At 70.6% G+C, this 24,272-nt stretch carries 18 protein-coding genes and 1 pseudogene; 7 read left to right on the forward strand and 12 right to left on the reverse strand.

Translation table 11 applies throughout. The features are described from left to right. From Q1N79_RS22400 to Q1N79_RS22410, 3 genes are all read left to right on the forward strand, one after another. The coding region (locus Q1N79_RS22400; RefSeq protein ID WP_300612081.1) for an HNH endonuclease signature motif containing protein at window positions 1–432 on the forward strand (432 nt) is incomplete at its 5' end. Window positions 433–440: 8 nt separating this feature from the next. Beyond that, complete coding sequence (locus Q1N79_RS22405; protein WP_300612082.1) at window positions 441–869, forward strand: alpha/beta fold hydrolase; 429 nt, start codon at window positions 441–443, stop codon at window positions 867–869. Then, window positions 847–1,071, forward strand: coding sequence for a hypothetical protein (locus Q1N79_RS22410; protein WP_300612084.1), 225 nt, complete (start codon window positions 847–849; stop codon window positions 1,069–1,071). The genes Q1N79_RS22405 and Q1N79_RS22410 overlap by 23 nt, the downstream gene beginning before the upstream one ends. Before the next feature lie 103 nt (window positions 1,072–1,174). Here Q1N79_RS22410 and Q1N79_RS22415 read toward each other — a convergent pair whose 3' ends face one another. Beyond that, window positions 1,175–3,253 carry a S53 family peptidase gene (locus tag Q1N79_RS22415; RefSeq protein ID WP_300612086.1) on the reverse strand — a complete coding sequence of 693 codons (2,079 nt, stop codon included), beginning with the start codon at window positions 3,251–3,253 and terminating at the stop codon, window positions 1,175–1,177. Window positions 3,254–3,545: 292 nt separating this feature from the next. Between Q1N79_RS22415 and Q1N79_RS22420 the strand changes: the two genes are divergently transcribed. Both Q1N79_RS22420 and Q1N79_RS22425 read left to right on the forward strand, forming a co-directional pair. Beyond that, window positions 3,546–5,270 carry an IlvD/Edd family dehydratase gene (locus Q1N79_RS22420; RefSeq protein ID WP_300612088.1) on the forward strand — a complete coding sequence of 575 codons (1,725 nt, stop codon included), beginning with the start codon at window positions 3,546–3,548 and terminating at the stop codon, window positions 5,268–5,270. A gap of 100 nt (window positions 5,271–5,370) precedes the next feature. Beyond that, window positions 5,371–6,348, forward strand: a complete 978-nt coding sequence (locus Q1N79_RS22425; RefSeq protein ID WP_300612090.1) for an NAD-dependent epimerase/dehydratase family protein — start codon at window positions 5,371–5,373, stop codon at window positions 6,346–6,348. Window positions 6,349–6,357: 9 nt separating this feature from the next. Here the strand turns inward: Q1N79_RS22425 and Q1N79_RS22430 are convergent, their stop codons facing one another. The 9 genes from Q1N79_RS22430 to Q1N79_RS22470 all read right to left on the reverse strand — a co-directional run bounded on the left by Q1N79_RS22430 (window position 6,358) and on the right by Q1N79_RS22470 (window position 20,382). Then, a complete protein-coding gene (locus Q1N79_RS22430; protein WP_300612092.1) occupies window positions 6,358–7,734 on the reverse strand; it encodes a glucose-6-phosphate dehydrogenase (NADP(+)) in 1,377 nt (458 codons plus the stop codon). Window positions 7,735–7,831: 97 nt separating this feature from the next. Continuing rightward, the gene (gene cydC, locus Q1N79_RS22435; RefSeq protein ID WP_300612094.1) at window positions 7,832–9,541 is read right to left on the reverse strand and encodes a thiol reductant ABC exporter subunit CydC; all 1,710 of its coding nucleotides are present in this window, start codon (window positions 9,539–9,541) and stop codon (window positions 7,832–7,834) included. A 47-nt stretch (window positions 9,542–9,588) separates the two neighbouring features. Continuing rightward, complete coding sequence (gene cydD, locus Q1N79_RS22440) at window positions 9,589–11,313, reverse strand: thiol reductant ABC exporter subunit CydD (RefSeq protein ID WP_300612095.1); 1,725 nt, start codon at window positions 11,311–11,313, stop codon at window positions 9,589–9,591. Between the two features lie 54 nt (window positions 11,314–11,367). Continuing rightward, entirely contained in the window at window positions 11,368–12,771 is a 1,404-nt protein-coding gene (locus tag Q1N79_RS22445; protein ID WP_300612096.1) for an NAD(P)/FAD-dependent oxidoreductase, read from the reverse strand. A gap of 44 nt (window positions 12,772–12,815) precedes the next feature. Beyond that, window positions 12,816–14,189, reverse strand: a complete 1,374-nt coding sequence (locus Q1N79_RS22450) for a glucose-6-phosphate dehydrogenase (NADP(+)) (RefSeq protein ID WP_300612098.1) — start codon at window positions 14,187–14,189, stop codon at window positions 12,816–12,818. Window positions 14,190–14,211: 22 nt separating this feature from the next. Next, window positions 14,212–15,387: a cytochrome d ubiquinol oxidase subunit II gene (cydB, locus tag Q1N79_RS22455; RefSeq protein WP_300612100.1), complete on the reverse strand. Its 1,176-nt coding sequence runs from the start codon at window positions 15,385–15,387 to the stop codon at window positions 14,212–14,214. 8 nt (window positions 15,388–15,395) lie between these two features. Further along, window positions 15,396–16,778 (reverse strand): cytochrome ubiquinol oxidase subunit I, encoded by a 1,383-nt coding sequence (locus tag Q1N79_RS22460; protein WP_300612102.1) that lies wholly within the window; start codon window positions 16,776–16,778, stop codon window positions 15,396–15,398. 12 nt (window positions 16,779–16,790) lie between these two features. Continuing rightward, the gene (locus Q1N79_RS22465) at window positions 16,791–18,440 is read right to left on the reverse strand and encodes a GMC family oxidoreductase (RefSeq protein WP_300612104.1); all 1,650 of its coding nucleotides are present in this window, start codon (window positions 18,438–18,440) and stop codon (window positions 16,791–16,793) included. Between the two features lie 55 nt (window positions 18,441–18,495). Continuing rightward, window positions 18,496–20,382 (reverse strand): glycoside hydrolase family 15 protein, encoded by a 1,887-nt coding sequence (locus Q1N79_RS22470; protein WP_300612106.1) that lies wholly within the window; start codon window positions 20,380–20,382, stop codon window positions 18,496–18,498. Window positions 20,383–21,106: 724 nt separating this feature from the next. Here Q1N79_RS22470 and Q1N79_RS30800 point away from each other — a divergent pair. Next, a complete protein-coding gene (locus tag Q1N79_RS30800; RefSeq protein WP_367185131.1) occupies window positions 21,107–21,274 on the forward strand; it encodes a KOW motif-containing protein in 168 nt (55 codons plus the stop codon). 700 nt (window positions 21,275–21,974) lie between these two features. Here the strand turns inward: Q1N79_RS30800 and Q1N79_RS22475 are convergent. Further along, window positions 21,975–22,472, reverse strand: coding sequence for an MFS transporter (locus Q1N79_RS22475; RefSeq protein ID WP_367185132.1), 498 nt, complete (start codon window positions 22,470–22,472; stop codon window positions 21,975–21,977). Window positions 22,473–22,793: 321 nt separating this feature from the next. Beyond that, complete coding sequence (locus Q1N79_RS22480) at window positions 22,794–23,018, reverse strand: hypothetical protein (protein ID WP_300612108.1); 225 nt, start codon at window positions 23,016–23,018, stop codon at window positions 22,794–22,796. A 191-nt stretch (window positions 23,019–23,209) separates the two neighbouring features. On the opposite strand from Q1N79_RS22480, the pseudogene Q1N79_RS30805 reads away from it, so the two are divergent. Then, a pseudogene (locus Q1N79_RS30805) lies at window positions 23,210–24,242 on the forward strand (IS630 family transposase). Window positions 24,243–24,272: the final 30 nt, after the last annotated feature.

Genomic DNA, 24,272 nt, shown 5'->3' on the forward strand with positions numbered 1-24,272 from the left:
AACGGGCGCGACGGGCCCGGACCCGGCGGCGGGCGCGACGGGCCCACCCCCGGCCAGGCCGCACAGCTGGCGGACCTGCTGCGCCGGCTGAACGTCACCTTCGAGCCGATCGCCGCCGGCAGCTGCGACCACCGGCACCGCGAGGACCGCTACACCCCCAGCCGCACGCTCAAGCACCTCACCCGGGCCCGCACCGCCACCTGCCCGGCCCCCGGCTGCGGCGCCCAGGCCTACTACTGCGACCTGGACCACACCCGCCCCTACCCGGACGGCATCACCTGCGAATGCGAGCTGGCACCCCTATGCAGACGCCACCACCGGTGCAAGCAAGCCCCGGGGTGGAGGCTCGAACAGCCCGAACCAGGCCACATGCGCTGGACCACCCCAGCCGGACGTGTCTACACCACCACGCCCACCGTCTACGCGATTTAATGCGGGCTATGCAGCGAAATGTCCATACCCCGGATGGCCGGGTGCTGGCCGTCGAGGAAGCCGGGGACCCGGGCGGGCGACCCGTGCTCGTGCACTTCGGTACGCCGAACTCCCGGCACTTCTACGGCCCGAACGCGGCCGACGCTGCCGCCCGCGGTCTGCGGCTGATCAGCTACGACCGGCCCGGCTACGGCGGCTCGACACCGCACCCGGGCCGGTTCGTCGCCGACTGCGCGGCCGATGTCAGGGCCATCTGCGCCGAGCTCGGCATCGGCCGCCTCGGGATGTGGGGCATTTCCGGCGGCGGTCCCCATCTCTTGGCCTGCGCGGCGCTGCTTCCCGATCTGATCGCGGCCGCCTCGCTCGCCTCGCCGGCTCCGGCCAGCGCCAAGGGGCTGGACTGGTTCGATTGGCATGGGGCAGGAAAACGCCGATGACTTCCGCCGGCACTTGAGCGACCCGGCCGCGGCCCGGGTCAAGCTGGAATCCAACCGTGAGCAGATGCTCGCCGCCTCGGGTGACGACCTGGCGGGGATAATGCAGACCCTGCTGACGCCGACGGACGCGGCGGTCCTGAATGATGAGCTGGCGGAGTACCTGGCGTACACCGGTCGCGAGGGCCTGACGCCCGGCTGCTAGGGGTGGTGAGAGGACGGGGAGGCCTTCAGCAGCCTGGGGGCTTCGAGCTGTCCGCCGTGCCGCCCGGACGCGTCCGGGCGGCACGGACTCCGCTACTAGCGGGTCAGAACTTCGAGAGCACGCTCAGGAAATCGGGTCCGACTGATCCGATTCCGGTGAGGCTGTCGAAGCCCTGCCCGGCGGTGAGGGTGACGGGACGGGTCGCGCAGTTGTTCGTGCCGTCGCAGTAGGTTTCGGGACCCGCGTAGCCGATCGTCCTGAGGCTGATCGTGTAGCCCTGCGACGAGTCGATTTCGTTGGTGTAGTCAACACGGATCACGGCCGCCGAATCGGGGTTCGAGGGCGGCAGGATGTCGTAGAACGCCGACCCGTTGTCGAGATCGGCCTTGTAGAGCACTGGGTTCAGGAAGCCGAGCGAGATTCCCGCCGCCTGGTCGGCGTCCGCGATCACGCCGGCCAGCAGCGGTGAGGCGAGGCTCGTCCCGCCTTCCTTGAACTGGCTGTAGTAGGTGCCGTTCGGGAACGTCTGGGTCAGGCCGATCAGCATCCCGCTCTGGGGATCGGCGTCCATCGAGATGTCCGGGAGGACCCGCGCGGGTACCGGCCCGAAGAGCGCCTCGTTGCGCAGCGCGAGGTCGGCAGGCACCACGGGGACCTGGTAGTAGGGCTCCGTGTAGTAGTAGCTCGTCCCGCCGCCGTCGCCGTAGTCGTAGGCGAGGGAACTCGCCGCCGTGGTCGCCGAACCGCAGTTCGTCGTGCTGGGGGTGCACAGGACCTGCTTGGCTGTCGACCAGCCGTATTCGGCGGCGCGCTGGTTGTCCTGGTTGATCTCGAGCGTGGTCCCGCCGACGGCGGTGACGAACGGGCTGCTGGCCGGGTAGTTCGGAATGGCGAGCCCGAAGGAGGAGAAGTTGTCGCCGCTGTCGCCCGAGGAGAACAGGACGCTGACGCCCGTGGCGGCGGCGAGCATGAACGTGTCGTCGTACGCGGTGTGAGTGGCGACGTCGTCGAAGACGTCACCGAGGGTGTCGTCCCACGAGTCGGTGACGACGGACGCGCCGCTCGTGACCGCGGTGGTAAGCGCCGCGAGGAGGCTGGTGTCCTGGCAGTCCTGCGCCCCGACGAACAGGATGTCCGCGCCGGGGGCCATCGTGTGCACGGACTCCACGTCAAGAGCCTGTTCGGGGTACCAGCCGCTGCCGTCGCACTCTGTCACGTCATCGACGGTCGGCGGGGTCACGTTGAAGAACTGCGAGGAGAGCAGCGGATGGGAGGGATCGTTGAGCTTGAAGTACTCCTGAACGTCCGAGAGCAGTGTCGGCGAGTCGTATGCGTCCACGATCGCGACCGCCACGCCTGAGCCATCGTCGCCAGCGGCTACCGGGTCGGCCACGTCATAGGCCCCGCGCAACTGGCTGGGGACGTAGCCGCAGACGGCATAGGGCAGCGGGCGCCAGTACGGCGTGTAGAGCGAGGCCGAGTCCGCGGTGTCGTACAGCTGGCCCCAGTACTGCGAACACACGGGGGGGTTGCGGTAGCCCGCGGGCGGCGGCGGCTCCTGCTTCGGCTTGGCCGCCGTCGCCGCCGTGCTGCGGGTGGCCAGTTCCGGCGTCGCGAGGTATTCGTTGACCCCGACCACCCCGGCCGTGACGCCGGCCAGCGACGCCGGGATGGACAGCGTGCCGTTAGCAAGCCGCACCGTTTCGCCGTTCACCTCGTAGTAGCCGAGCGTCACGCCGAACGCCTTCTCCACGAGGGCGGCCGATCCCGAGGCGGGAATGTACAGCCGGTCCTTCGGCAGCGCGCCGACCGAGAACCCCTCGCCGCGCAGCCACGCCTTAGCCTTCGCGACCTCGGCCGCGGTCGGCGCGTAGCGGGCATTCCACCGCGCGTCGGTGAGGTAGTGGTGGAATTCAGCCGAGCCCGGGGTCGATACGTCCTTGACGAACGCCTGCAAGCCGGCGGCATCGCGCAGCGTCAGCAGCAGGTCGAAGCTGACCGCGGCGGTCGCCGGCACCTTTCCGGCTGGATGCGAGCGCTCGGCGGCGGGCGTCAGCGACCCGCGCAAGCTCGCGCGCGCCGCGGACGCGTGCGTCGCGGGCGATGGCCATGCGGCCGCCGCCGTGCACGATATCGCCAGCCCAACCGCCCCGGTTAGGGCCCACAATCGGGCAATTCTCATCACGTGCCTCCTTGAAGAGACATTGCGCGGGATGAACGTCCGCCTTTTCCGGCGGGTATGTTTCGGACCTTAGCGACGCCCATCGCCGAAAACAATGCTCCATTCCTCTAACGCGAGGCTCCGTCTTCACCGAGACATGGCAGGCGGAATGAAAATTCTCCGGACCTCAAATGTCGCGTAAATCCGTCGCGGTGTGCGGACCGTTACGATCACGTGCCTGAGCGCACCCGCCCGCGACAGTCTTGGGCCGGCGTATTCCCCTGGACCCGGTCGCTGTACTACATATAGAGATATGACAATAAACGCTGCTAGGAGAAGCTCGGCGTGGTTCGCGGCGACAGGGCGGGCCGGGATGAACCACCGGTCGTGGATGCGTAGCCAGGGCTTCACTCCCGAGGTGTTCGATGGACGCCCGGTAATCGGGATCGCCACCACGTGGTCGGAGCTGGCGCCGTGCAACGCGCACCTGCACCGGGTCGCCGAATCCGTCAAGCGCGGCGTCTGGCAGTCGGGCGGCTTCCCGCTGGAGTTCCCTGCGATGGCGCTGGGCGAGACGCTGCTGCGGCCGAGCGCCATGCTCTACAGGAACCTGCTCGCGATGGAGGCCGAGGAGCTGTTCCGCGCGAACCCGCTGGACGGGGTGGTGCTGCTGTCCGGCTGCGACAAGACCACGCCCGGCCTGCTCATGGCGGCCGCGAGCGTCGACCTGCCGGCCATCATGGTCACCGGCGGTCCGATGCTCAACGGCAAATACCAGGGCACCGACGTCGGCTCGGGCACCGCGGTGTGGCGATTCGAGGAGGCGATGCTGACCGGCCGGATGACCGCGCAGGAGTGCGCGTTCGCCGAGGGGTGCATGGCCCGCTCCAACGGCCACTGCATGACGATGGGGACGGCGTCCACGATGGCGTCGATGGCGGAGGCGCTGGGCATGCAGCTGCCGTATTCCGCCACCTGGCCCGCGGTGGACTCGCGCCGGTACGAGACCGCGCAGCGGGCCGGCCAGGTGGCCGTGGACCTTGTCGAGAGCGACCTGCGCCCGTCGGCGATCATGACCCGCGAGGCGTTCGAGAACGCGATCCGGGTGAACGCGGCGATCGGCGGCTCGACCAACGCCGTGGTCCACCTGCTCGCGATCGCGGGCCGGCTCGGTGTCCGGCTGTCTCTCGACGACTTCGACGAGCTCGCCCAGGACGTGCCCACGCTGGTGAACCTGCAGCCCAACGGGAAGTACCTGATGGAAGACTTCTGCTACGCGGGCGGGCTGCCCGCGGTGATGCGCGAGCTCGGCGGGCTGCTGCACGGCAGCGCGGTCACCGTCACCGGGCGCACGGTCGCGGAGAACGTCGCCGCCGCGCCGTGCTGGAACCGCGACGTCATCCACCCGCTGGACGTCCCCTTCCAGGCGGCCGGCACGGGTACCGCCGTGCTGCGCGGGAACCTCGCGCCGGACGGCGCGGTCATCAAGCAGTCCGCGGCCGCGGCGCACCTGATGAAGCACCGCGGGCGCGCGCTCGTGTTCGACTCCCCCGAGGCCTACTACGCGGTCGTCGCCGACCCCGGCCTCGACGCCGACGAGGACACGGTGCTCGTGATCAGGTACTGCGGCCCGAAGGGCTACCCCGGCATGCCGGAGGTCGCCAACGTGCCGCTGCCCGCCAAGCTGCTGCAGCGCGGCGTCCGGGACATGGTACGGATCTGCGACGGCCGGATGTCCGGCACCGCGTACGGCACGGTCGTGCTGCATGTCGCGCCCGAGGCAGCGGCCGGCGGGCCGCTGGCCCTGGTCCGCACCGGCGACTGGATCATCCTGGACGTCCCGTCCCGCACGCTGACCCTCGAGATCACCGACGGCGAACTGGACCGCCGGCGTGCCGAGTGGGCCCCGCCGCCGCCACCCGCGAGCCGCGGCTGGACCAGGCTCTACACCGAGCACGTCCGGCAGGCGGACAGCGGCGCCGACCTGGACTTCCTCGTCGGCGCCAGCGGGCACGAGGTGCCCCGCGAGTCACACTGACGCGGTAAGGGGTGGGGGCGCGCGGAGCCCCCCGTCCGGGGGGTCGCAGGGGGGTCCAGGGGGGTCGTCCCCCGGACGAACAGCGTGCCACGATGAGCGGGTGCGCATTCTCGTTCTCGGCGGCACCCGGTTCCTCGGCCGCGCCTTCGTCGACGCCGCGCTCGGCCGCGGCGACACCGTCACGCTGTTCAACCGCGGCAAGACCAACCCCGGGCTCTACCCGGGCGTGGAGACCGTCGCCGGCGACCGGACCGTGGACCTGTCCGCCCTCGATGGCAGGGAATGGGACACGGTCGTCGACGTGGCCGCCTACGAGCCTGAGGTGGTCCGGCGGTCGGCGCGGGCGCTGGCGCGGCGGACAGGGCAGTACGTGTTCGTCTCCACCGTGTCGGTGTACGCGGACCAGAGCACGCGCGAGGGTCAGCTGGAAGACGCCGGGCTGCTTGAGCTGCGCGACGGGATCGAGGACTTCGGCGAACTGTACGGCGCGCGCAAGGCGGCGGCCGAGCGGGTCGTCCGGGACGTCTACGGCGACCGGGCGCTCATCGCCCGGCCCGGGCTCATCGTCGGCCCGCACGACCCGACCGACCGGTTCCCCTACTGGCCGCGCCGTATCGCGCGCGGCGGCCGCGTGCTCGCGCCCGGCGACCAGGCCGACCTGGTGCAGTTCATCGACGTGCGCGACCTGGCGTCGTGGCTCGCCGACGCCTGCCACCACGGGCGCCACGGGGTGTTCAACGTGACGGGAACCCCGGAACCGTTCGGGATAATGCTTGGCCTTTGCAAGACGGCGACCTACAGTGACGCGGAGCTGACCTGGATTCCCTCCGGCCGGCTGCTCGCGGCCGGCGTCGAGCCCTGGATGGGCATTCCGCTGTGGGTCGGCGAGTCCGGCTCGGACGGGGTCAACAACGTGGACAGCTCCCGGGCCGTCGCCGCGGGCCTGGCCTGCCGCCCGGTGGCCGACACGATCCGCGACACGCTCGCCTGGGATCGGGCACGGGGCGGCCCCGCTCCCGGAGACGAGGGCCTGTCCGCCGCCGAGGAGGAGCGGCTGCTGCGCGAACTCGCCCGGTAGGAGCCGCGGCTACGCGGCCGGATCGTGCCAGGGAACGCCGTCGGGAAGCAGGCTGTCCGCCTCCTTGGGTCCCCAGCTGTTCCTCGGGTAGGGGTGGACCGGCACGGTGTCGCCGAGCACCGGATCGACGACCCGCCACGCGGCCTCCACCGTGTCCTGCCGGGCGAACAGCCACCGCTCGCCTGACAGCGCGGCGCCGATCAGGCGGTCATAGGGTCGCAGCATGTCGAATCCCGGATAGTCGGTGAACAGCAGGTCCTCCTGCTGCGGCGCCCAGCCGGCGCCTGGCTTCTTGCCGATCATCCCGATGCTGACCCTGGCTTGCGGCCAGATCCGGAACCGCAGCCAGTTGCCGACCGAGGATGGCTCAAGGCCGAACACATCGTGCGGCGGGCGGTGGAACCTGATCTCGATCTCGGTCGCGGTGACGGGCATGCACTTGCCGGCCCGGATCAGGATGGGCACGCCCGCCCAGCGCCAGGAGTCGGCGTGCAGGCGCACCGCCACGTAGGTCTCGGTGGTGGAGCCGGGGGCCACCCCCTCGACGTCCAGATACCCGTCGTACTGCCCGCGCACCGCGTCCTCTGGCGTCAGCGGCTGAAGAGCCGCGATGAGCTGGGACTTCGAGTCCCGCCAGGATGCCAGGCCCCGGCCGTCCGGCGGGTCGGCCAGCAGCGAGGCCACGATCTGCAGCATGTGGTTCTGGATCACGTCCCTGATCGCGCCGGTCTTTTCGTAAAACCATCCATAGCCGGCCACGTCGGACGTCTCGGCCATCGTGATCTGGATGCTGTGCACGTGATCGCGGTCAAGCACCGGCTCTATGAGAGAGTTGGCGAACCGGACGAACAGCACGTTCTCCACCGGTTCGAGCCCGAGCCAGTTGTCGACACGATAAATCTGGTCCTCGGTGAAATAGCTGTGCAGCGTCGCGCTGAGCAGCCGGGCGCTGTCCAGATCGGTGCCGAATGGCCTCTCGACCATGACCCGCGCGTCCTTCGCCATGCCCGCCGCGGAGATTCCCCGCGCGACGCGGCCGAGCAGCGCCGGCGGCACCTCCAGGTAGAACAGGGCCTGGCCCCCGGCCAGCTCCCGCGCCAGCGCCGCGTAGGTCGCCTCGTCGGTGAGATCTCCGTCGACGTACCGCAGCAGCCCGAGCATCGCGGACGAGGCTGGGGTCCCCGGGTAGATGTTGTTGCGCCGCAGCGAGTCCTCCGCGAAGCTGCGGAACTCCGCAAGGTCCCAGCCGCTATGGGCGACGCCGATCACCGGGACGTTCAGCGCGCCGCGCTCGACCAGCCCGACCAGCGCCGGGAAGGTCTCGTGCTTGGCGAGGTCGCCGGTCGCCCCGAAGATGACCAGGGCGTCCGCCGTGTCGGTTGCCATTGCCTGCCCTCCTCGCGCCTTTCTCCCCGCGCCCATCTGACCGTGCCCGGCGCTGCCTGGCTCCACCCGCCGGGGGTGATGCGGGGACGGGCCGCGGTCAGGTCCGGCGGTCCCACATCCAGCGGTACAGGCCGCCCGCGAGCAGCAGTTCGCTGTGGGTGCCACGCTGGACTACCCGGCCGGCCTGCAGGACCACGATCTCGTCGACCTGGTCGAGCCCGTCCAGCTGGTGGGTGATGAGCAGCGTGGCCCGTCCTGCGGTGAGGTCCAGCAGGTCGGCTGTCAGTGCCCGGCGCGCGTCCGGGTCGAGGCCGGCCGTCGGCTCGTCGAGGATCATCAGCGCCGGGTCCGCGAGCAGGGCCCTGGCCAGGGCGAGCCGCTGCCGCTCGCCGCCGGAGATCGCCGCGCCGTGCGCGCCGGCAAGCGTATGCAAACCGTCAGGGAGCGAGTCGATCCAGGGCAGCAGCCGGGCCCGCGCGGCGGCAGCGGCCAGGTCGTCGTCGCTCGCGTCCGGGCTGGCGAGGCGGAGGTTGCCGGCGATCGTGGTGTCGAAGATGTGCGGATCCTGCAGGCAGCCGCCGATGACGCGGCGCACGTCGTCGGCGGCGTAGCGGGCGAGGTCGCGACCGCACAGGGTCGCGGTGCCGCCGGCCAGGTCGACGAAGCGCATCAGCAGGGCCGCCACGGTGGATTTGCCCGCCCCGTTCGGGCCGACGAGGGCGACCCGCCGTCCCGGCTCGAGGTCGAGATCGACCCCGTCCAGGGCAAACGGGCCGTCCGGCAGGTAACGGACCCGGGCACCGCGCAGCGTGACGGTGACGGGCGGGGACGGCGGCGGAAGGGGATTGTCCGGCTCCCGCACAGGGTCGGGGGTGTCGAGGACGGCGAAGACCCGCCTGGCGGCCGTGCGCGCCTGCCCGATCTGCAGCGCGGCCCCGGTCAGCGGGCTGACCGCCTCGAACGCGGCCAGGGCCGTAAGCGTCAGCACGGCCAGCGGGACGCGGCTGAAGGCGCCCGCCCCGACGGCCGCGACCCCGAGGACGAGGACGCCCCAGACGGTCAGGCCGGAAAGGAGCGCGGTCAGGCCCGTGCCCAGGCCGGTGGCCGCGGCCGACCGGCGGGCAAGCCCGGTGAGCTCGCCGTCCCTGGCCGTTATCCGCGCCAGGCTCGCGTCCTCGGCACCGAACGCGTGCAGGTCCGCGGCGCCCGCCAGCATGTTGGCCAGGCCGGCGGCCAGCTCACCGCGGGCGGGGCTGGTCCGGCGGCGCGAGGCCCGGTCGGCGACCGCGGCGACGGCAGGGACGGCGGCGCCCGCGAGCAGCAGCCCCGCCGCGAGCACGCCGCCGGCGGGAACGAGGATCAGCAGGCACACGGTCACCGCCCCGGCGCCGACGAGAGCCGCGGTCAGCGGCGGGGCGATGCCGCGGATGAACAGGTCCTGCGCGCTGTCCACGTCGCAGATCAGCCGCGTGAGCAGGTCACCCGACCAGAACTCGGCGAGGCCGGCCGGCGCCAGCCGGGCGAGCCGGCGGAAGACCGCCACCCGCGTGTCCGCCAGGACGCGGAACGCGGCGTCGTGGGAGGCCAGCCGCTCGCCGTACCTGAACACACCGCGGCCGACGCTGAAGGCGCGCACCGCGACGACCGCGCCGCTGATGGCCACGATGCTCGGGTGCTGCGACGCCCGGGCCAGCAGGAAGCCAGAGACGGCCAGCAGCGCGACGGCGCAGCCGGTGGCCGCGGCGCCCGCCGCGGCGGCCAGCAGGAGCCGGCCGCGGACCATCCGGCCCAGCCGCAGCGTTCGCATGAGCGGGTCCCGGCCGCTCAATGGCCGGCCGGTCACCGGGTGGCCGGTCACCGGGTGGCCGCCAGGAGGGCTGGCTGGCCGGCCGGGACGAGCCTGCCCCGGTCGAGGCGCAGCACCCGGTCCGCCGGGATCCCGGCCTGCTGGCTGTGACTGACCAGCAGCACGGTACGGCCCGCAAGCAGCGTCCCGATCACGGCCATGAGCTGACGGGCGGCCGCCGGATCCAGGTGCGCCGCGGGCTCGTCAAGCAACACCAGCGGGGCGTCCCACAAGAACGCGCGGGCCAGCGCGATCCGCTGCCGGTGGCCGGCGGAGAGGGTGAGCGCTCGTTCGGTCAGCTGGGCGCCGAAGCCGCCGGGCAGCGCGTCGATGAACTCCTCGGCGCCAGCCAGCCCGGCGGCCCGCCTGATCGCGGCCGGGCTGGCGCGGGAATCGCCGAGCGCGATGTTCTCCGCGACCGAGCCGGCGAACAGGTACGGACGCTGCGGCACCCAGGCGATCTGGCGGCGCCACGAGCGCACCGGGATCGCGCGCAGCTCGGTGCCGCCCACGTCGATCCGGCCGGATGCCGGCTCGCAGAACCGCAGCAACAGCCCTAGCAGCGAGCTCTTGCCCGCTCCGTTCGGCCCGGTGAGGACGATCCGCTCCCCCGGGCTGATCGTCAGGCAGATCCCGTCGAGCGCCGCGGCGGGCCGGCCCGGGTAGGTCAGCACGACGCCGGTCAGCGTGATCGGCTGGCTGCGCAGGTCGGCTTCCTTCCCGGGCACCGTGGTCACGGCCGGGCGAGGCTGACCGGGCCTGTCGGGCTGCCCGTGATCGTCTTCGAGCTCGAGGATATCGAGCGCGCGCTGGGCCGCTTCGGTGCCCTGCGCGCTGGCGTGGAACTGGGCGCCTACGTTGCGCAGGGGCAGGTAGGCCTCGGGCGTCAGCAGCAGCACGAGCAGCGCGGTCTCGTAGCCGATGTGCCCGTACAGCAGCCGCAGCCCTACCTCCACCGCCACCAGCGCGGTCGCCAGCGCGGCCGCCAGTTCCAGCACGAGCGCGGACAGGAACGTGACCCGCAGCGCGGCCATCGTGGCGGTCCTGTGCTCGCCTGTCACGTTCCTGATCACCTCGGCCTGGGCCCGGGCACGACCGAACGCCTTGAGCGTCGGCAGGCCTTCGACGACGTCGAGGAAGTGCCCGCCGAGCCGGGCCAGCAGCTGCCATTGCCGCTGGGTGCGCGCTTTGCCGTAGCTGCCGATGAGGATCCCGAAAAGCGGGACAAGCGGCAGCGTCACGGCGATGACAAGGCCGGATATCCAGTCGGCCGCGGTCACCCTGGCCAGCACAGCCAGCGGCACCAGGCAGGCGAGCACGAGCTGCGGCAGGTACCTGGCGAAGTACGCGTCGAGCGCGTCCAGCCCCGTGGTGGCCAGCGTGGTGATCTCGCCCGCCCGCTGGCCGGCCAGCCACGACGGCCCGAGCCGCAGCGCCTTCGCAGCCAGCCCGCGGCGCAGCGCAGACTTGATCCGGGCGGCGGCGCGCAGCGCGGCCACCTCGCCGCCGTACGCCACGGCCGCCCGCCCGGCCACCACGAGCAGCAGCGCAAGCAGAGTTCCGCGCAGCGCACCCAGGCCGGTGCCGCGCGCCGCGCTCGCCAGGGCATGTGCGAGCAAGCCCGCCTGGGCGAGTACCAGTGCGGTGGCGGCGAGGCCGAGAACGATCGTGGTCAGCAGGCAGCCTGCGGCGGCGTGCGCATGCCGGGACAGCCGCGGGTCGAGCGGTCGCATATGCCTCCAGGGTCTCCCGGGTCACGGCCGCCGGCGACACCCGTGACGGGTGAGCTAACCCGATGACGCGCCCGGCCGTGACTCGCTCGGCTTGTCGCCGGCGGCTCGCGGCTGCGGCGGCACGGCGGGCGCCCCGGCCTCGCCCGCCGGCTGGTACACATCCCGCATGACCCCGACCTCGCGGGTGGTGTAGGCGCGCTCGCGGCGGATGTCGCGGGTGAAGGCGACCCACCAGGTGAGGATCGCGCCGACCCGGTTCCGGTACCCGGTCAGGAACGCGATGTGGATGAAGAGCCAGACGACCCAGCCAGGGAAGCCGCTCAGCTGCAGCCGCCCCGCCGAGACGACCGCCCGGCCGCGCGCCAGGTAAGCGGCCGAGCCTAGGTCGTGGTAGGTGAATGGCTTCAGCGGGCCGTCGCCGGCCAGCTCGCGCCTGACCCGGCGGCCCGCGTACAGCCCCGACTGCATGGCGACCTCGGCGACGCCGGGCAGGTCGCGCAGGCTCATCATGTCGCCGGCCACCGAGATCTCGGGATGCCCGGGGATGGTCAGGTCGTTCCTGACGACGATCCGGCCGGCCCGGTCCCGCTCGGCTCCTGTCGCCGCCGCGAGCGCCGCCGCGAACGGCGGGGCCGCCACCCCGGCGGTCCACAGCACGGTCATGGCGTCATACCGCGTCTCGTTGCCCTCATGGTCACGCGCGATGATCCCGTCGGCGTCAACGCTCGTCACGATCGATCCCATGTGCAGCTCGACACCCAGGTTCCGCAGCGTTTGCGCGGCCTTGCCGGACAGCTGGTCACCGAACATCGCCAGCGGAGCCGCCCCTGCGTCGAACAGGAGCACGCGCGCGTCCCCGGGATTCGCCTGCCGGTATTCGTCGCGCAGCGTCTTGGTGGCGAGTTCGCGGATCTGCCCGGCGAGCTCGACGCCCGTGGGCCCGGCGCCGACGAGGACGAACGTGAGCCACCTGCGCCGCTGCGCGGGGTCGGCGGCGGTCTCGGCCATCTCGAACGCCCCGAAGACGCGCCGCCTGATCGTGAGCGCATCGGAAATGGTCTTCATGCCGGGCGCGTACGTGGCGAACTCGTCATGGCCGAAGTAGGACTGGCTGACCCCGGCGGCCACGATCAGATGGTCGTAAGCGATGCTTATCCGCTCGCCCAGCGGCCGCAGGCATGTCAGCGTCCGGCCGGCTGGGTCGACGTCGACGGCTTTGGCCGTGACGCATCGCACGTTGCGATGGCGGCGCAGGATCCGGCGCAGCGGGGCGGTGATCTGCCCTTCTGACAGGATGCCGGTCGCGCACTGGTAGAGCAGCGGCTGGAACACGTGCTGCGGCGAGCGGTCGACAAGCGTGACCGAGAACGGTCCGTCGCGCAGCGCCCGGGCGGCGAAAAGACCCGCGAAGCCGCCGCCGACGATCACGACCCGGCCATGGTCAGGCTGTCCGGTCATCCCGGCACCCCTTTCTGTTCGTCGCACATCGGTGTGGCCGGCGCTCAGGCCGGGTCGTACCAGGTTTCGCGGGCTGGCAGCAGCCGGTCGGCTTCCTTGGGGCCCCAGCCGCCCTTCGGATAGGGGTGGACGGGGACGGCATCGCCGAGCACCTGGTCGACGATCTGCCACGCGGCCTCCACGGTGTCCTGCCGGGCGAACAGCCAGCGGTCGCCGTCCAGCGCCGCGCCGATGAGCCGGTCGTAGGGGCGGATGTCGGATCCCGGCTGCTGCGCGAACGCGAGCTCCTCCGCCTGCGGCTCCCACCCGGCACCCGGCTTCTTCCCGTGCACGGTGAAGCTGACCTGGGTCTCGGGCCAGATCCGGAACCTCAGCCTGTCCTGGGGCAGCACGGGCTCGATCCCGAACACGTCGTGCGGCGCCTGCTTGAAGGTGATCGTGATGTCGGTGGCCGTGACGGGCATGCACTTGCCCGCCCGGATCAGGATCGGCACCCCGGACCACCGCCAGGTATCGGCCGTAAGGCTGACCGCGACGTAGGTTTCCACTGTCGAGTCCGGTTCGACGCCGTCGACCTCGTGATAGCCCTCGTACTGGCCGCGAACCGTGTGCTCGGGCGTCAGCCGGCTGAGCCCGCGCACCACCTGCGCCTTGGCGTCGAGCCACAATTCCAGGCCGGTCCCTGACGGCGGCTCGGCCAGCACGGACGCCAGCACCTGGAGCATGTGGTTTTGCAGCACGTCGCGGATGGCACCGGTCCGGTCGTAGAACCGGCCCCTGTCGGAGACGTCGAACGCCTCCGCCATGGTGATCTGGATGCTCTCGACGTAGTTCCTGTTGAGCAGCGGCTCGATCACCGAGTTGGCGAAGCGGACGAAGAGCACGTTCTCCACCGGGTCGAAGGCCAGCCAGTCGTCGACCCGGAAGATCGCGTCTTCAGGGAAGTACTCGTGCATGGTGTCGTTAAGCCGCCGGGAACTGGCCAGGTCGGTGCCGAACGGCTTTTCCACCATGACCCGCGCGCCCCGCGCCCGGCCGGCCGCGGCGATTCCCTGGGCGATCCGCCCGAACAGCTGAGCCGGCACCTCCATGTAGTACAGGATCCGGCTGCCGGCGCCGATCTGATCCGACATGGCCTTGTAGGTGGCGTCGTCGCCGAGGTCACCGTCGACGTACCGCAGCAGGCCGATCATCCTGGCGGCCGCCGGATCGGCGGGATCCATCCCGTTGAGCTTCAGCGACGCGGCAGCGTAGTCGCGGAACTGCGCCAGACCCCAGCCGCTTTTCGCCACCCCGATCACGGGAACGTCCAGCACGCCGCGCTCGACCAGCCCGACCAGCGCGGGGAATGTCTCGAGCTTGGCCAGGTCGCCGGTCGCCCCGAAGATCACCAGGGCGTCCGCTTTGCCGTCTGTCATGTCTGCCTCCGTTGGCTCGTGGTTACCTCCGCCACCGCCTGTGCCGGCCGGTCCGCGGTCCGGCCGGCACAGGGCTGGCGGGGGCGGGCCTGGCTGCGGTCGTGGGGACGGTCGATGTTTCCTGCGCGGCCGGCGACCGCGGCGCCGGCGGGGACGGGGACGGGGGCGGGGACGGGGACGCGGGCGCGGGCGCGGGCGCGGCGGGCCGGAACTGCTGCGCGCTGACGCGCCGGCGGAACACGTAATACGTCCACGCCTGGTAGGCGAGCACGATCGGCAGCAGGACAACGGCGATCACCGTCATGACCTGGAGCGTGTACGTGGGCGACGCCGAGTTGTGCACGGTGAGCGAGTACGCGGGGTTGGTCGAGGACACCATGACCCGGGGATACAGGTCGACGAAGAACGTCACGATGCAGCTGGCGATCGTGACCGTGGTCGCGGAGAAGGCCCAGCCCTGATGCTCTCCCCAGGCCTCCCAGACGGCCGCGACGACGGCGAGGCAGGCGATCAGCTCGATCAGGTTCAAGAAGGCGCCCTCGTGGGCCTCGACATGGGTCCAGCCAACCCACGCGAGCACGAGCAGCCCGGTCGCCGGCGCTACGGTCCTGGCCGTCCGCCAGGCGCGCGAGCGCACCTCGTCGGTGGTCTTCATCGTGATGAACGTGGCGCCGTGCAGCAGGCACAGCGCCACCAGCATGACGCCGGTCATGATCGCGTACGGCTGGAACAGGCCCCAGAAGGTGCCCGTGTACTCGTGGCTTGAGTCGATCGGCAGGCCGTGCAGGAGATCGCCGAGCGCGATGCCGATGACCAGCGGGACGATCAGGCTGCCGACGCCGAGCGCCCAGCTCCAGGTGCCGCGCCAGCGCTTGTCCGGGTCCTTCCCGCGGTACTCGAACGATACGCCGCGCAGGATCAGGCCGCAGAGCAAGAGGACCACGGCCAGGTACATGCCGGAAAACAAGGTGGCATACCAGCCGGGGAACGCGGCGAACATCGCCGCGCCGGCCGTGATCAGCCAGACCTCGTTCCCGTCCCACAGCGGGCCGATCGTGTTGATGACCGCCCTGCGCCCGGCCTCGTCACGGCCGACTGCTCCGTGCAGCATGCCGACGCCCAGGTCGAACCCTTCGAGGATGAAGAACCCCGTCCACAAGATCGTGATGAGGATGAACCAGAACGGAACCAGTGCCATCGCTCACCTCAGTACTGCATCGCGGGAACGGGCGTGTCGACATCCTGTTCCGGTTGCGGTCTCTCGAGCTGCCTGCGCGAGTAGCGCAGCATGAGGATCAGGTCGACGGTGCCCAAAGCGCCGTAGAGCAGGACGAAGACGGCCAGGCTGATGATCAGGTACGTGGTGCTGACGGTCGGTGAAAGGCCGTTCTTGGTCAGCATGATGCCCTGCACGATCCACGGCTGGCGACCGCTCTCTGTGAGCAGCCAGCCCGCCGTGTTGATCACGAAGGGCAGCACGGCCATCCAGATGGCGCACCACAGGAAGCGCCGGGAGGTGGCCAGCTTTTTCCTGCGGGCGAGGATGAGCCCCCACAAGCCCACGAGGAAGACGATGACGGCCAGGTAGGCCATGACCCGCATGCTCCAGTACTGGATGAACACGTTCGGCACGTAGTAGCCGGGCCCGTACTGCTTGGTGTACTGCGACTGCAGCGGGTCCAGCCCGACGACCTTGCCATTCCAGTGGTTGGTGGCGAGCAGGGAGAGCAGGTGCGGGATCGCGATGATCTCGGTCGGCGTCTGGTCGTTGTTGCCGCCGCCGATCTGGAACAGCGAGAACGAGCACGGCTGGCAGGTGGTCCACTGCGCCTCGGCGGCCGCGATCTTCATCGGCTGGTAGCGGGCCTCGATCACGCCGAGCTCGTCGCCGACCAGCATGGTCAGCAAGATGGCCGGGACCAGCACGGCGAGCGAGAGCCGGGCCGGGATGAGGAACACGGCGCGGTCGCCGCCGTGCCGCAGTTGCCACGCGGACACCGCGAGCATGACCGCCGCGCCGGTCACGATCGCGGCGAGGACCACCTTGGCGTACCCCCATACGAACACGGGGTTGGTGAACAGCGCCCAGATGTCGTTGAGCTGCGGCGAGCCGTGCACCATGACGTACCCGACCGGGTGCTGCATCCAGGAGTTGGCCGCCATGATGAATGCCGCCGACAGGACGCTGCCGAGGAAGACAAGCCAGATGGTGGCCAAGTGCACACGCCGGGAAAGCTTGTCCCAGCCGAACAGCCACAGGCCAAGGAACGTGGATTCGAGGAAGAAGGCGGCCAGCCCCTCCATCGCCAGCGGCGCGCCGAAGACGTTGCCGACCAGCCGCGAGTAGGCCGACCAGTTCATCCCGAACTGGAACTCCTGCACCAGGCCGGTGACGACGCCGATCGCGACGTTGATCACAAGCAGCGTGCCGAAGAACCTGGTCAGCCGCAGGTATTCGGGGGTCCGCCGCCGGTACCAGCTGGTCTGCAGCATCGCGGTGACGAAGGCGAGCCCGATCGTCACAGGGACGAAGAAGAAGTGGTTGACCGAGGTGAACGCGAACTGCCAGCGGGCGAGGGTCTCCTGCACGCGGGGCTCCTCTCAGCTCGTCTCGCCGGCCGAGGGGGAGGTCTGCGCCGTCTCCGCCTGCGCCCGCCGCGGCGCGGGCGCCCAGGCCAGCGCGCTGGCGGTCACGCCGAGCCGCTCCGCGATGTGCTCGCCGACGCGGATGGCGTTGGCCATCGCGGTCAGCGCGGGGTTGACCGCGCCGATGCTCGGGAAGAAGCTCGTGTCCGCCACGTACAGGTTGTCCACCTCGTGCGCCTTGCAGTTGACGTCAAGCACCGAGGTGGCCGGGTCGGAGCCGAACCGGCAGGTTCCCGCCTGGTGGGCGACGCCGGCGATCGCGACGTTCATGCTCATGTAGAAGTTCTTGTGCAGGACGTGGTGCTCGGCCATGCCGATGTGGTTGAGGATCCTCTTGAACTCGGCGTACAGCCCCGCCGCCTCGGTGTCGTTGCTGTCGGTGTAGGCGAGGTGCACGTTCGCGTCGCTGTCGAGCGTGACCCTGTTGCCGGGCTTGGGGAGATCCTCGGTGGTCAGCCAGAAGTCCACCGCGTGCGCGGCGACCTCCTCCAGGCTGAGCGTCGGGGCGAGCCTGGTCAGGTGCGGCTCTTCGCCCTTCATCGCCATCGCGTTGGACTTGCCGAGCAGCTGGATGTTGCCCAGCGGCCACTCCCGCTCGTCGCCGGGCAGGTAGAAGTCGTTGATCGCCAGGGTCTTCTGGAAGACCGTGTCGTTGGGTTCCTTGCCGAGCGCCACCACCGCCTTGCTGTTGTGGAACATGTAGTTGCGCCCGACCTGGTCCGATCCGTTGGCCAGCCCGGCCGGGCAGGCGTCGGACGCCGACCTGAGCAGGATCTTGGCCGTGTTCGTGGCCCCGGCCGCCAGCACGACGATGTCGCCGCCGTAGGTCTCTTCCTTGCCGTCTCCGCCCCGGTCGACGATGACGCCGGTGACCGTCCGGCCGGACGGGTCGGTCTCCAGGCGCACGACCTCGGCACCCGTGAGCAGGGTCACGTTGGGCATGTCGAGCAGCGGCCGGACGGCGATGATGTCGGCGTCAGCCTTGGCGTGCACGAGGCACGGGTAACCGTCGCAGGTGGCGCACCGGATGCACCGGCTCGCGGGCCGGTGGGCCTCGTCAAGCAGGATGCCACAGGGAGCAGGGAACGGATGGTAGCCGCCCGCCTCGAGCGCGTCGGAGATCGCCTGGATTCGCGGCTCGTGGGAGACTGGCGGCCACGGGTACTGCCGCGACCAGCGGCCCTCGGTGGGATCCTTGCCGTGCACGCCGTGCACCTGGTACAGCCATTCCGCCTTGGTGTACCAGGGCTCAAACTCCTCGTAGCCGAGCGGCCAGGCCGGCGATATGCCGTCGGCGTGCCGGATTTCGCCGAAGTCCTGCGGCCGCAGCCGGTACAGCGCGGCGCCGTACAGCTTGGTCGCCCCGCCGACGAAGTAGTGCACCTGCGGCTGGAACGGCGTCCCGTCGCGGTCGTACCAGGTATCGGTCGATATGTACCTGCCGTCGACGAACACCGGCCCTGGATCCCAGTTCTCCACCTCCCTGGTCAGGAAGTCGCCGCGTTCCAGCAGCAGGATCCGTTTCCCGGTCGACGCGAGCGTGTACGCCAGCGTCCCGCCGCCCGCCCCCGTCCCGACGATGATGACCTCGAAGTCCTCTGCCACGACTGCCTCCTGGTGATGTCAGGATCGTCGTCCCCGGCCAGGGCCGCGGACCTCGCTATACGGCCGCCACGATCTGTTCGATGGCGGCGACCCGGTCCGGGTGCGCCGCGCGGCGGTCGAGTTCGCGGTTGAGCGTGATCGCGGCGTTGATCAGCGACAGGTGCGTGAACGCCTGCGGGAAATTGCCGAGCTGCTCGCCGGTGGGCCCGATCTCCTCGGAGAACAGGCCCAGGTGATTGCCGTAGGTCTGCATCTTCTCGAACGTCAGCACCGCCTCGTCCAGCCGTCCGCTCCTGGCGAGCGCGTCGACGTACAGGAAGGTGCACAGGGAGAAGGTGCCCTCGTCTCCGTGCAGCCCGTCGGGAGAGGCGGCCGGGTTGTAGCGGTAGACGAGGCTGTCTGAGACGAGTTGCCTGTCGATGGCGCGCAAGGTGGACAGCCACATCGGATCCTGGGGCGCGACGAAGCCTTCGAGCGGCATGAGCAGCAGCGAGGAGTCCACGACGTCGGTGCCGTAATGCTGGGTGAAGGCGCGGGCCACGGGATTCCACCCGCGTTCCATGATCTGGTTGTACAGCCGGTCCCGTTCGATGGCCCACTTGGCGATGTTGGCCGGGCGGCCCGTGTGCTCGGCCATCCGGATCGCCCTGTCCAGGGCGACCCAGCACTGGAACCGGCCGTAGGTGAAGTCCTGGCGGCCGCCGCGAGTCTCCCAGACGCCTTCGTCGGGCTGGTCCCAGTGGTCGGCGACCCAGTCGATGATCTTGGTGAGCTCCTGCCACCCACGGTGCGCGATCGGCAGGCCCTGCCCGGCGCTGTCGTAGAGCGCGTCCATGGCCTCGCCGTAGATGTCGAGCTGCAGCTGGTCGGCCGCGCCGTTGCCGATGCGGACCGGCCGCGATCCCCGCCAGCCCTCGAAGTCCAGGTTCTCCTCGCTCAGCTCAGAGCTGCCATCGACCCGGTACATGATCTTCAGCGGTCCGGAGGCGCCGCCGACGTGCTCGGACACCCGGTCCCGCAGCCAGAAGCTGAACCTGGCCGATTCGACCAGGTAGCCGAGGCCGGCCAGGGCGTGCATGGTCAGCGACCCGTCTCTGATCCAGGTGAAGCGGTAGTCCCAGTTCCGCTCGCCGCCGGCCTGCTCGGGCAGCCCGAACGTGGCGGCGGCGACCGGCGCGCCGGCCGGCTCGTAAGTCAGCAGCTTGAGGGTCATCGCGGAGCGGTTGACCACCTCCCGCCAGCGTCCCATGTAGGTCGAACGGCCCAGCCACTCCTTCCAGAAGGCCGCCGTCTCCTCGGCCAGCTGGTCGAGCTCGGCCGCCGTCATGGCCCGCGGCGCACCGCCCATGGACTCGAGCACCACCCCGCGGCCGCTTTCGCCTTCCCGCATCGTGAAGGTCGCGCGCAGCCCGTCGCCGGCCCGCTCCACCGACGCCCTTTCCTCGGCCGCGTCGCGCCTGCCCGCGGTGTGCAGCGTCAGGTGCATCCCGCCGTGCTGGCGGAAGACCGCGCCGTCCGCGGAGATCTCGACCGTGTGCCCGGCGCGGCCATAGTCGAACCGGGGCTGGATCTCCATCTCGAACCGCATGGTGCCCCGGGCCACCCGCAGGTGCCTGACCAGCCGGTGCCGGTCGGTGGGGGTCGCCCCGCTCTCGATGACCGGCATGAAGTCGAGCACCTCGCCGACGCCGTCCGGGGTCATGAAGCGGGTGATCAGCATCGCGGTGTCGGGGAAGTACAGCTGCCTGGACACATAGCCATCGCTGACCGGCTTGATCGAGAAGTGGCCGCCCCGCTCGGCGTCAAGCAGCGACGCGAACAGGCTCGGGGAGTCGAACCGCGGGCAGCAGAAGAAGTCCACGGTCCCGTCGGTGGACACCAGCGCGCACGTCTGCAGGTCGCCGATGATCCCGTGATCGCTGATGTTCGGGTAGCGTTCCACGACTATCTCCTCGCCGCTGCGTCGCGCTTACCCCGCCACGGTCGCCCGCCGCGCGGCCGCGTCGCATCACCCCGCCAGGATGATTCGGCTCCGCAGGCGCGACTGCCGCGCCGCGGCCGGTGGTGCGGGCGCCGCTGCGGGCGCGCCAGGCACACAAGCCGCCCGCGCCCCCGGCTCAGGAAAAAATCGAAATCATTATCCCGAACGAGCCGGGGCGCCTGCCCGTGCCCCGTTACTGTGGCACCGCGCAGCGCCGCCATTGGCGGGACCCGTTCTCTTCCCGCCACCGACGGTCATCTGGCAGACGACTCCCGCGGCGGGCAGCTCTAATGTCGGGCTCTGGCGCAGATAACGGGACAGTGCGGATGCCGGTGACCATGGTCTGGGCGGTTTCGGCGGCGACCTGGCAGCTGGCCCGGTCGGGGCCGGCGCCCGGGATGGCCTGGATGGCGCCGGTGATGGCGATCCGCAGCGCCTGGTACAGCGCTGGCAGCGCCCGCGTCTGCTGTTGCGGGCAGGCCGGGCCGCCGGAGCGCGGTACCCGGCCGCCTGGTGCCTGCGGCCGCTGCCCCGGCCTCCCTGACTGGGCCAGCTGCGCCAACGGCCCGGCTGTATCGGGCCAGCTGCGCCAACGGCCCAGTTGCCTCAACTCCCCGGCAGTGGGACTAGCCGCGGACAGTGAGAACGCTGGCGCCCAGATCGTCTAGGTGACTAACCTTTCACGATGAGCTTCACAATCGGGGATTCCGTGATGATCGCTAACGGGCCGTTCGAGGGTCGCGAGGCTGTCGTCGTAGCCGTCGCAGGGACCCGATTTGTAGTTCAGGCTGAGGTCTTCGATCGAACGGTTCGGCTCTGCCTGACGGCGGACGATCTCCGCGGGTGCTGGTAGCAAGGGACTCTGGCACGCAGCAGGCTGGAACGGAATCCTGGCGTTTCGCGGAGTCGGTGCCTACCTTTGCGCACGTGGCGCTGTTCGTCCGCGATGCGCTAAGGCTGGAGACCGGGTCGCAGGCGGTCCCGCCGCGGCCCGTGCGCGATGTGCCTGATCTCTCGCAGCGGCTGGACCCGGCTATACGCAGACAGGCGGGCGCCGAATGGGCCGGATGGTGGGAAGCAGTCATCAGGCTAGAGGCCGGAGTAGAGGGAGCCGGGCATGGCCCTGGCCCGGCGCTTGCGAGAGCGCGGCGGCAGGACCTGGCATTCGACCCGCCTGAGTGGGATTCACTGGCCGACCGTACCGGACTCCGCCGGGCGGTCGTTGCCGCATACGAGGAAGGCCGTTCTGATCAGGTGCGTCAATCACTGGTCCTGCGCCGGGTTCCTCTCCTGCTGTTCGGATACGAAGCAGTCCGGCGGGCCGCGGAGACCGTGGCTGCCCAGGCAGCGGTACGTCCGGGCTCGCTCAACGCAAGCGCCACTGTGATCGAGGTCCGTGGGATGTGGTGGGAGCTACTGGCCCCCGGCCAACTTCTCTGCTCAGTTGAGGTAGCCACCTCCGCCGACAGCCACCTAGCTCTCACGCAGGTCTTCCGCTCACTGGCGTAACAGGCACGGCAGCGCCGGGCCGCGCCTCTTGACTCAGGCGCAGGTCACGGTCGCGCAGGACGCCAGGAGGCCGTCGTCACGAACCCGGTCACCGCGACGAGCGCGCCGCACGCCGCGGCGAGCAGCCACGGGGCGCGCGTGGCCGCGCTGAGCGCCCAGGCGGTCGGCATCCCGGCGGCCAGCCGCGCGTGGTAGCCGCTGGTGAGCATCGCGCCCAGCACCGCGACGCCCAGCACCTTGCCGATCTGCCTGGTCGCCGAGATCACCGCGGACGCCACTCCCGCCTGCTCCGGCGGCATCCCGCTGACGCCGATGTTGGTGATCGGCGGGTTGACCAGCCCGAGGCCGGCGCCGAGCACCGCAAGCTCGACGGCCAGCCGGGGGTAGGAGGTCGCCGGCGAGATGCCGACGAGCAAGTAGCTGCCAACGGCGGTCAGGACACCGCTGAGGACCAGCGGAACCCGCGGGCCACGGCGCGCGACCAGGCGCCCCGCCACCAGCGCGGATAGCGCCATCACCACCGTCGCGGGGAGCAGCGCCAGCCCCGGCCCGCAGCGGAGGGTCGTCCTGGACCCGCTGCAGGTACAACGTGATGACGAACAGGAATCCGGCGAGCGCGATGAACGAGGCCGCCGCGATCACGCTGGCGCCGCTGAACGGCGCGCTGCGGAAGAACCGCAGCTCAAGCAGCAGCTCGGCGCGCCGCCGCCGGGCAGGGAACGGGGACGTTCGTCAGGCGGCGCTCGCCGCAGAGCACCCCGCCGGTTGCCCGGCGGGGTGCTGCTCTAGTAGGTGCGCTCCTCCCGAAGTGGCTCGCTCCGTGTGCCGGGTGCTCTCGCCCATGGCGGCTCGGTCGCCTCAGCCTACGGCTTGTCCCGCGTGCAGTCAGGCACGGACCCCGGCGGGTCGAACCTGCCCGCCTCAACCGCCGCGAACGCGGCGTCCAGCTCCGGGGAGCCGGGTGCTTCCATGTAGTCATTGCGCGTGAGCAGCGCGAAGGCAATGGGCGCCGCGTTCTTGCCGGGGTTACTGAGCTGGTTAACGGCGTCCCACACCGTCTTGCGTATGACGATGTTCAGCGCCTTCATCTGCCGGTCTGTAGGGCAGTGCCCAGCCCGTCATGTGACGTTAAGCGCCTATCCATAAGTTCCACGCGTAACGCTGCTGTGAGTCCAGCGGGTAAGGCACGTTGACAGCAGCCTCGCCGGGGGTTGGATTGAAGTTGGCACATCATCCACCCGGCCGGCGAGGTCGTGATCAGGGCGAGGTCGTGATCAGTATGCGCCCGGTCAGCGTGTTCGCCAACCGTCCCGGCCGCGAGATGGAGGAACTGCAGGCCAGCCTGCGGGGCCGGTGGCGGCAGGCCACCCGGGCGGTGATGGTGCTGCTGTCGGCGCATGGTTTACCACCTGCCCAGATCGCGGAGCTGTTGGACTGCCACCCGGCCACGGTGCGCCGCTGGATCACCCGGTTCAACAGCGAGGGGATGGCGGGACTGGCGGACCGGCCGCGGTCCGGGTGGCCAGCGCTGGGCGGCCGCCGGCTGACGGGGCGGATCGCCGGGCTGCTGGCCCGCCCCGGGCCGTGGACCCTGCCGCGGATCCGCCGCTACCTGGGCTGGCCGCAGGTCAGCCCGCGCACGCTGTACCGGCGGGTCCGGCTGGTCGCGATCTGGCGGCGGCCCAGGCTGACCGCGTGCGGCGGCCCGCACCACGACCACGTGGTGGCCGCGATCGTGGCCCGGCTGATCGAACTGCCGCGCAAGGCGGTGGTGCTGGCCGAGGACGAGACGCACCTGAACCTGCTGCCGCACGTGCGGGCCAGCTGGGCGCTGCGCGCTAGCCGGCCAGAGGTTCCCACGCCGGGGAAAAACCGGCAGGTCACGGTATTCGGCGCGCTCGAGGTGACCGCCGGCGTCTGGGTGTGCCGGCTGGGCCGCCGCTGCGCCGCGGACTTCATCGCCTTGCTGGAGCAGGTGCTGGCAGCATTCCCCCGCGCCCCGGCGATCGTCATGATCTCGACAACGACAGCATCCATCACGCCGCAAGGTCACCGCCTACCTGCAGCAGCACCCCTGGCTGGAACTGCTGTACGGCGCCCGGTACAGCCCGCACGACAATCCCGTCGAGCGGATCTGGGGCGGGCTGAAGAACTACGTGGCCAACACCGCCGTCAGCTGGCCTGCCCGGCTACGGCAGATCCACTCCTTCTTCCGCAGCCGCTCACCAGACCAGATGCTCGACACCGCCGCGCCCTGGACCAGCCCCTGGCTACCGCCTCGTTACGAGCAGAACTTCTGGAATGCCGCTTAAAGCCCGGATTACTGCTGTCCAGGTACGGGC

The organism is Trebonia sp., from assembly GCF_030042015.1.
GTDB lineage: Bacteria > Actinomycetota > Actinomycetes > Streptosporangiales > Streptosporangiaceae > Trebonia.

What these genes read in the sequence shown, in the direction of transcription:
- cydC (WP_300612094.1), bottom strand. Translation starts at nt 9,541, where the DNA reads ATGCGAACGCTGCGGCTGGGCCGGATGGTCCGCGGCCGGCTCCTGCTG.
- Q1N79_RS22410 (WP_300612084.1), top strand. Translation starts at nt 847, where the DNA reads ATGGGGCAGGAAAACGCCGATGACTTCCGCCGGCACTTGAGCGACCCG.
- Q1N79_RS22430 (WP_300612092.1), bottom strand. Translation starts at nt 7,734, where the DNA reads ATGGCAACCGACACGGCGGACGCCCTGGTCATCTTCGGGGCGACCGGC.
- cydB (WP_300612100.1), bottom strand. Translation starts at nt 15,387, where the DNA reads ATGGCACTGGTTCCGTTCTGGTTCATCCTCATCACGATCTTGTGGACG.
- Q1N79_RS22405 (WP_300612082.1), top strand. Translation starts at nt 441, where the DNA reads ATGCAGCGAAATGTCCATACCCCGGATGGCCGGGTGCTGGCCGTCGAG.
- cydD (WP_300612095.1), bottom strand. Translation starts at nt 11,313, where the DNA reads ATGCGACCGCTCGACCCGCGGCTGTCCCGGCATGCGCACGCCGCCGCA.
- Q1N79_RS30800 (WP_367185131.1), top strand. Translation starts at nt 21,107, where the DNA reads ATGAGCTTCACAATCGGGGATTCCGTGATGATCGCTAACGGGCCGTTC.
- Q1N79_RS22415 (WP_300612086.1), bottom strand. Translation starts at nt 3,253, where the DNA reads ATGAGAATTGCCCGATTGTGGGCCCTAACCGGGGCGGTTGGGCTGGCG.
- Q1N79_RS22420 (WP_300612088.1), top strand. Translation starts at nt 3,546, where the DNA reads ATGACAATAAACGCTGCTAGGAGAAGCTCGGCGTGGTTCGCGGCGACA.
- Q1N79_RS22445 (WP_300612096.1), bottom strand. Translation starts at nt 12,771, where the DNA reads ATGACCGGACAGCCTGACCATGGCCGGGTCGTGATCGTCGGCGGCGGC.
- Q1N79_RS22480 (WP_300612108.1), bottom strand. Translation starts at nt 23,018, where the DNA reads ATGAAGGCGCTGAACATCGTCATACGCAAGACGGTGTGGGACGCCGTT.
- Q1N79_RS22450 (WP_300612098.1), bottom strand. Translation starts at nt 14,189, where the DNA reads ATGACAGACGGCAAAGCGGACGCCCTGGTGATCTTCGGGGCGACCGGC.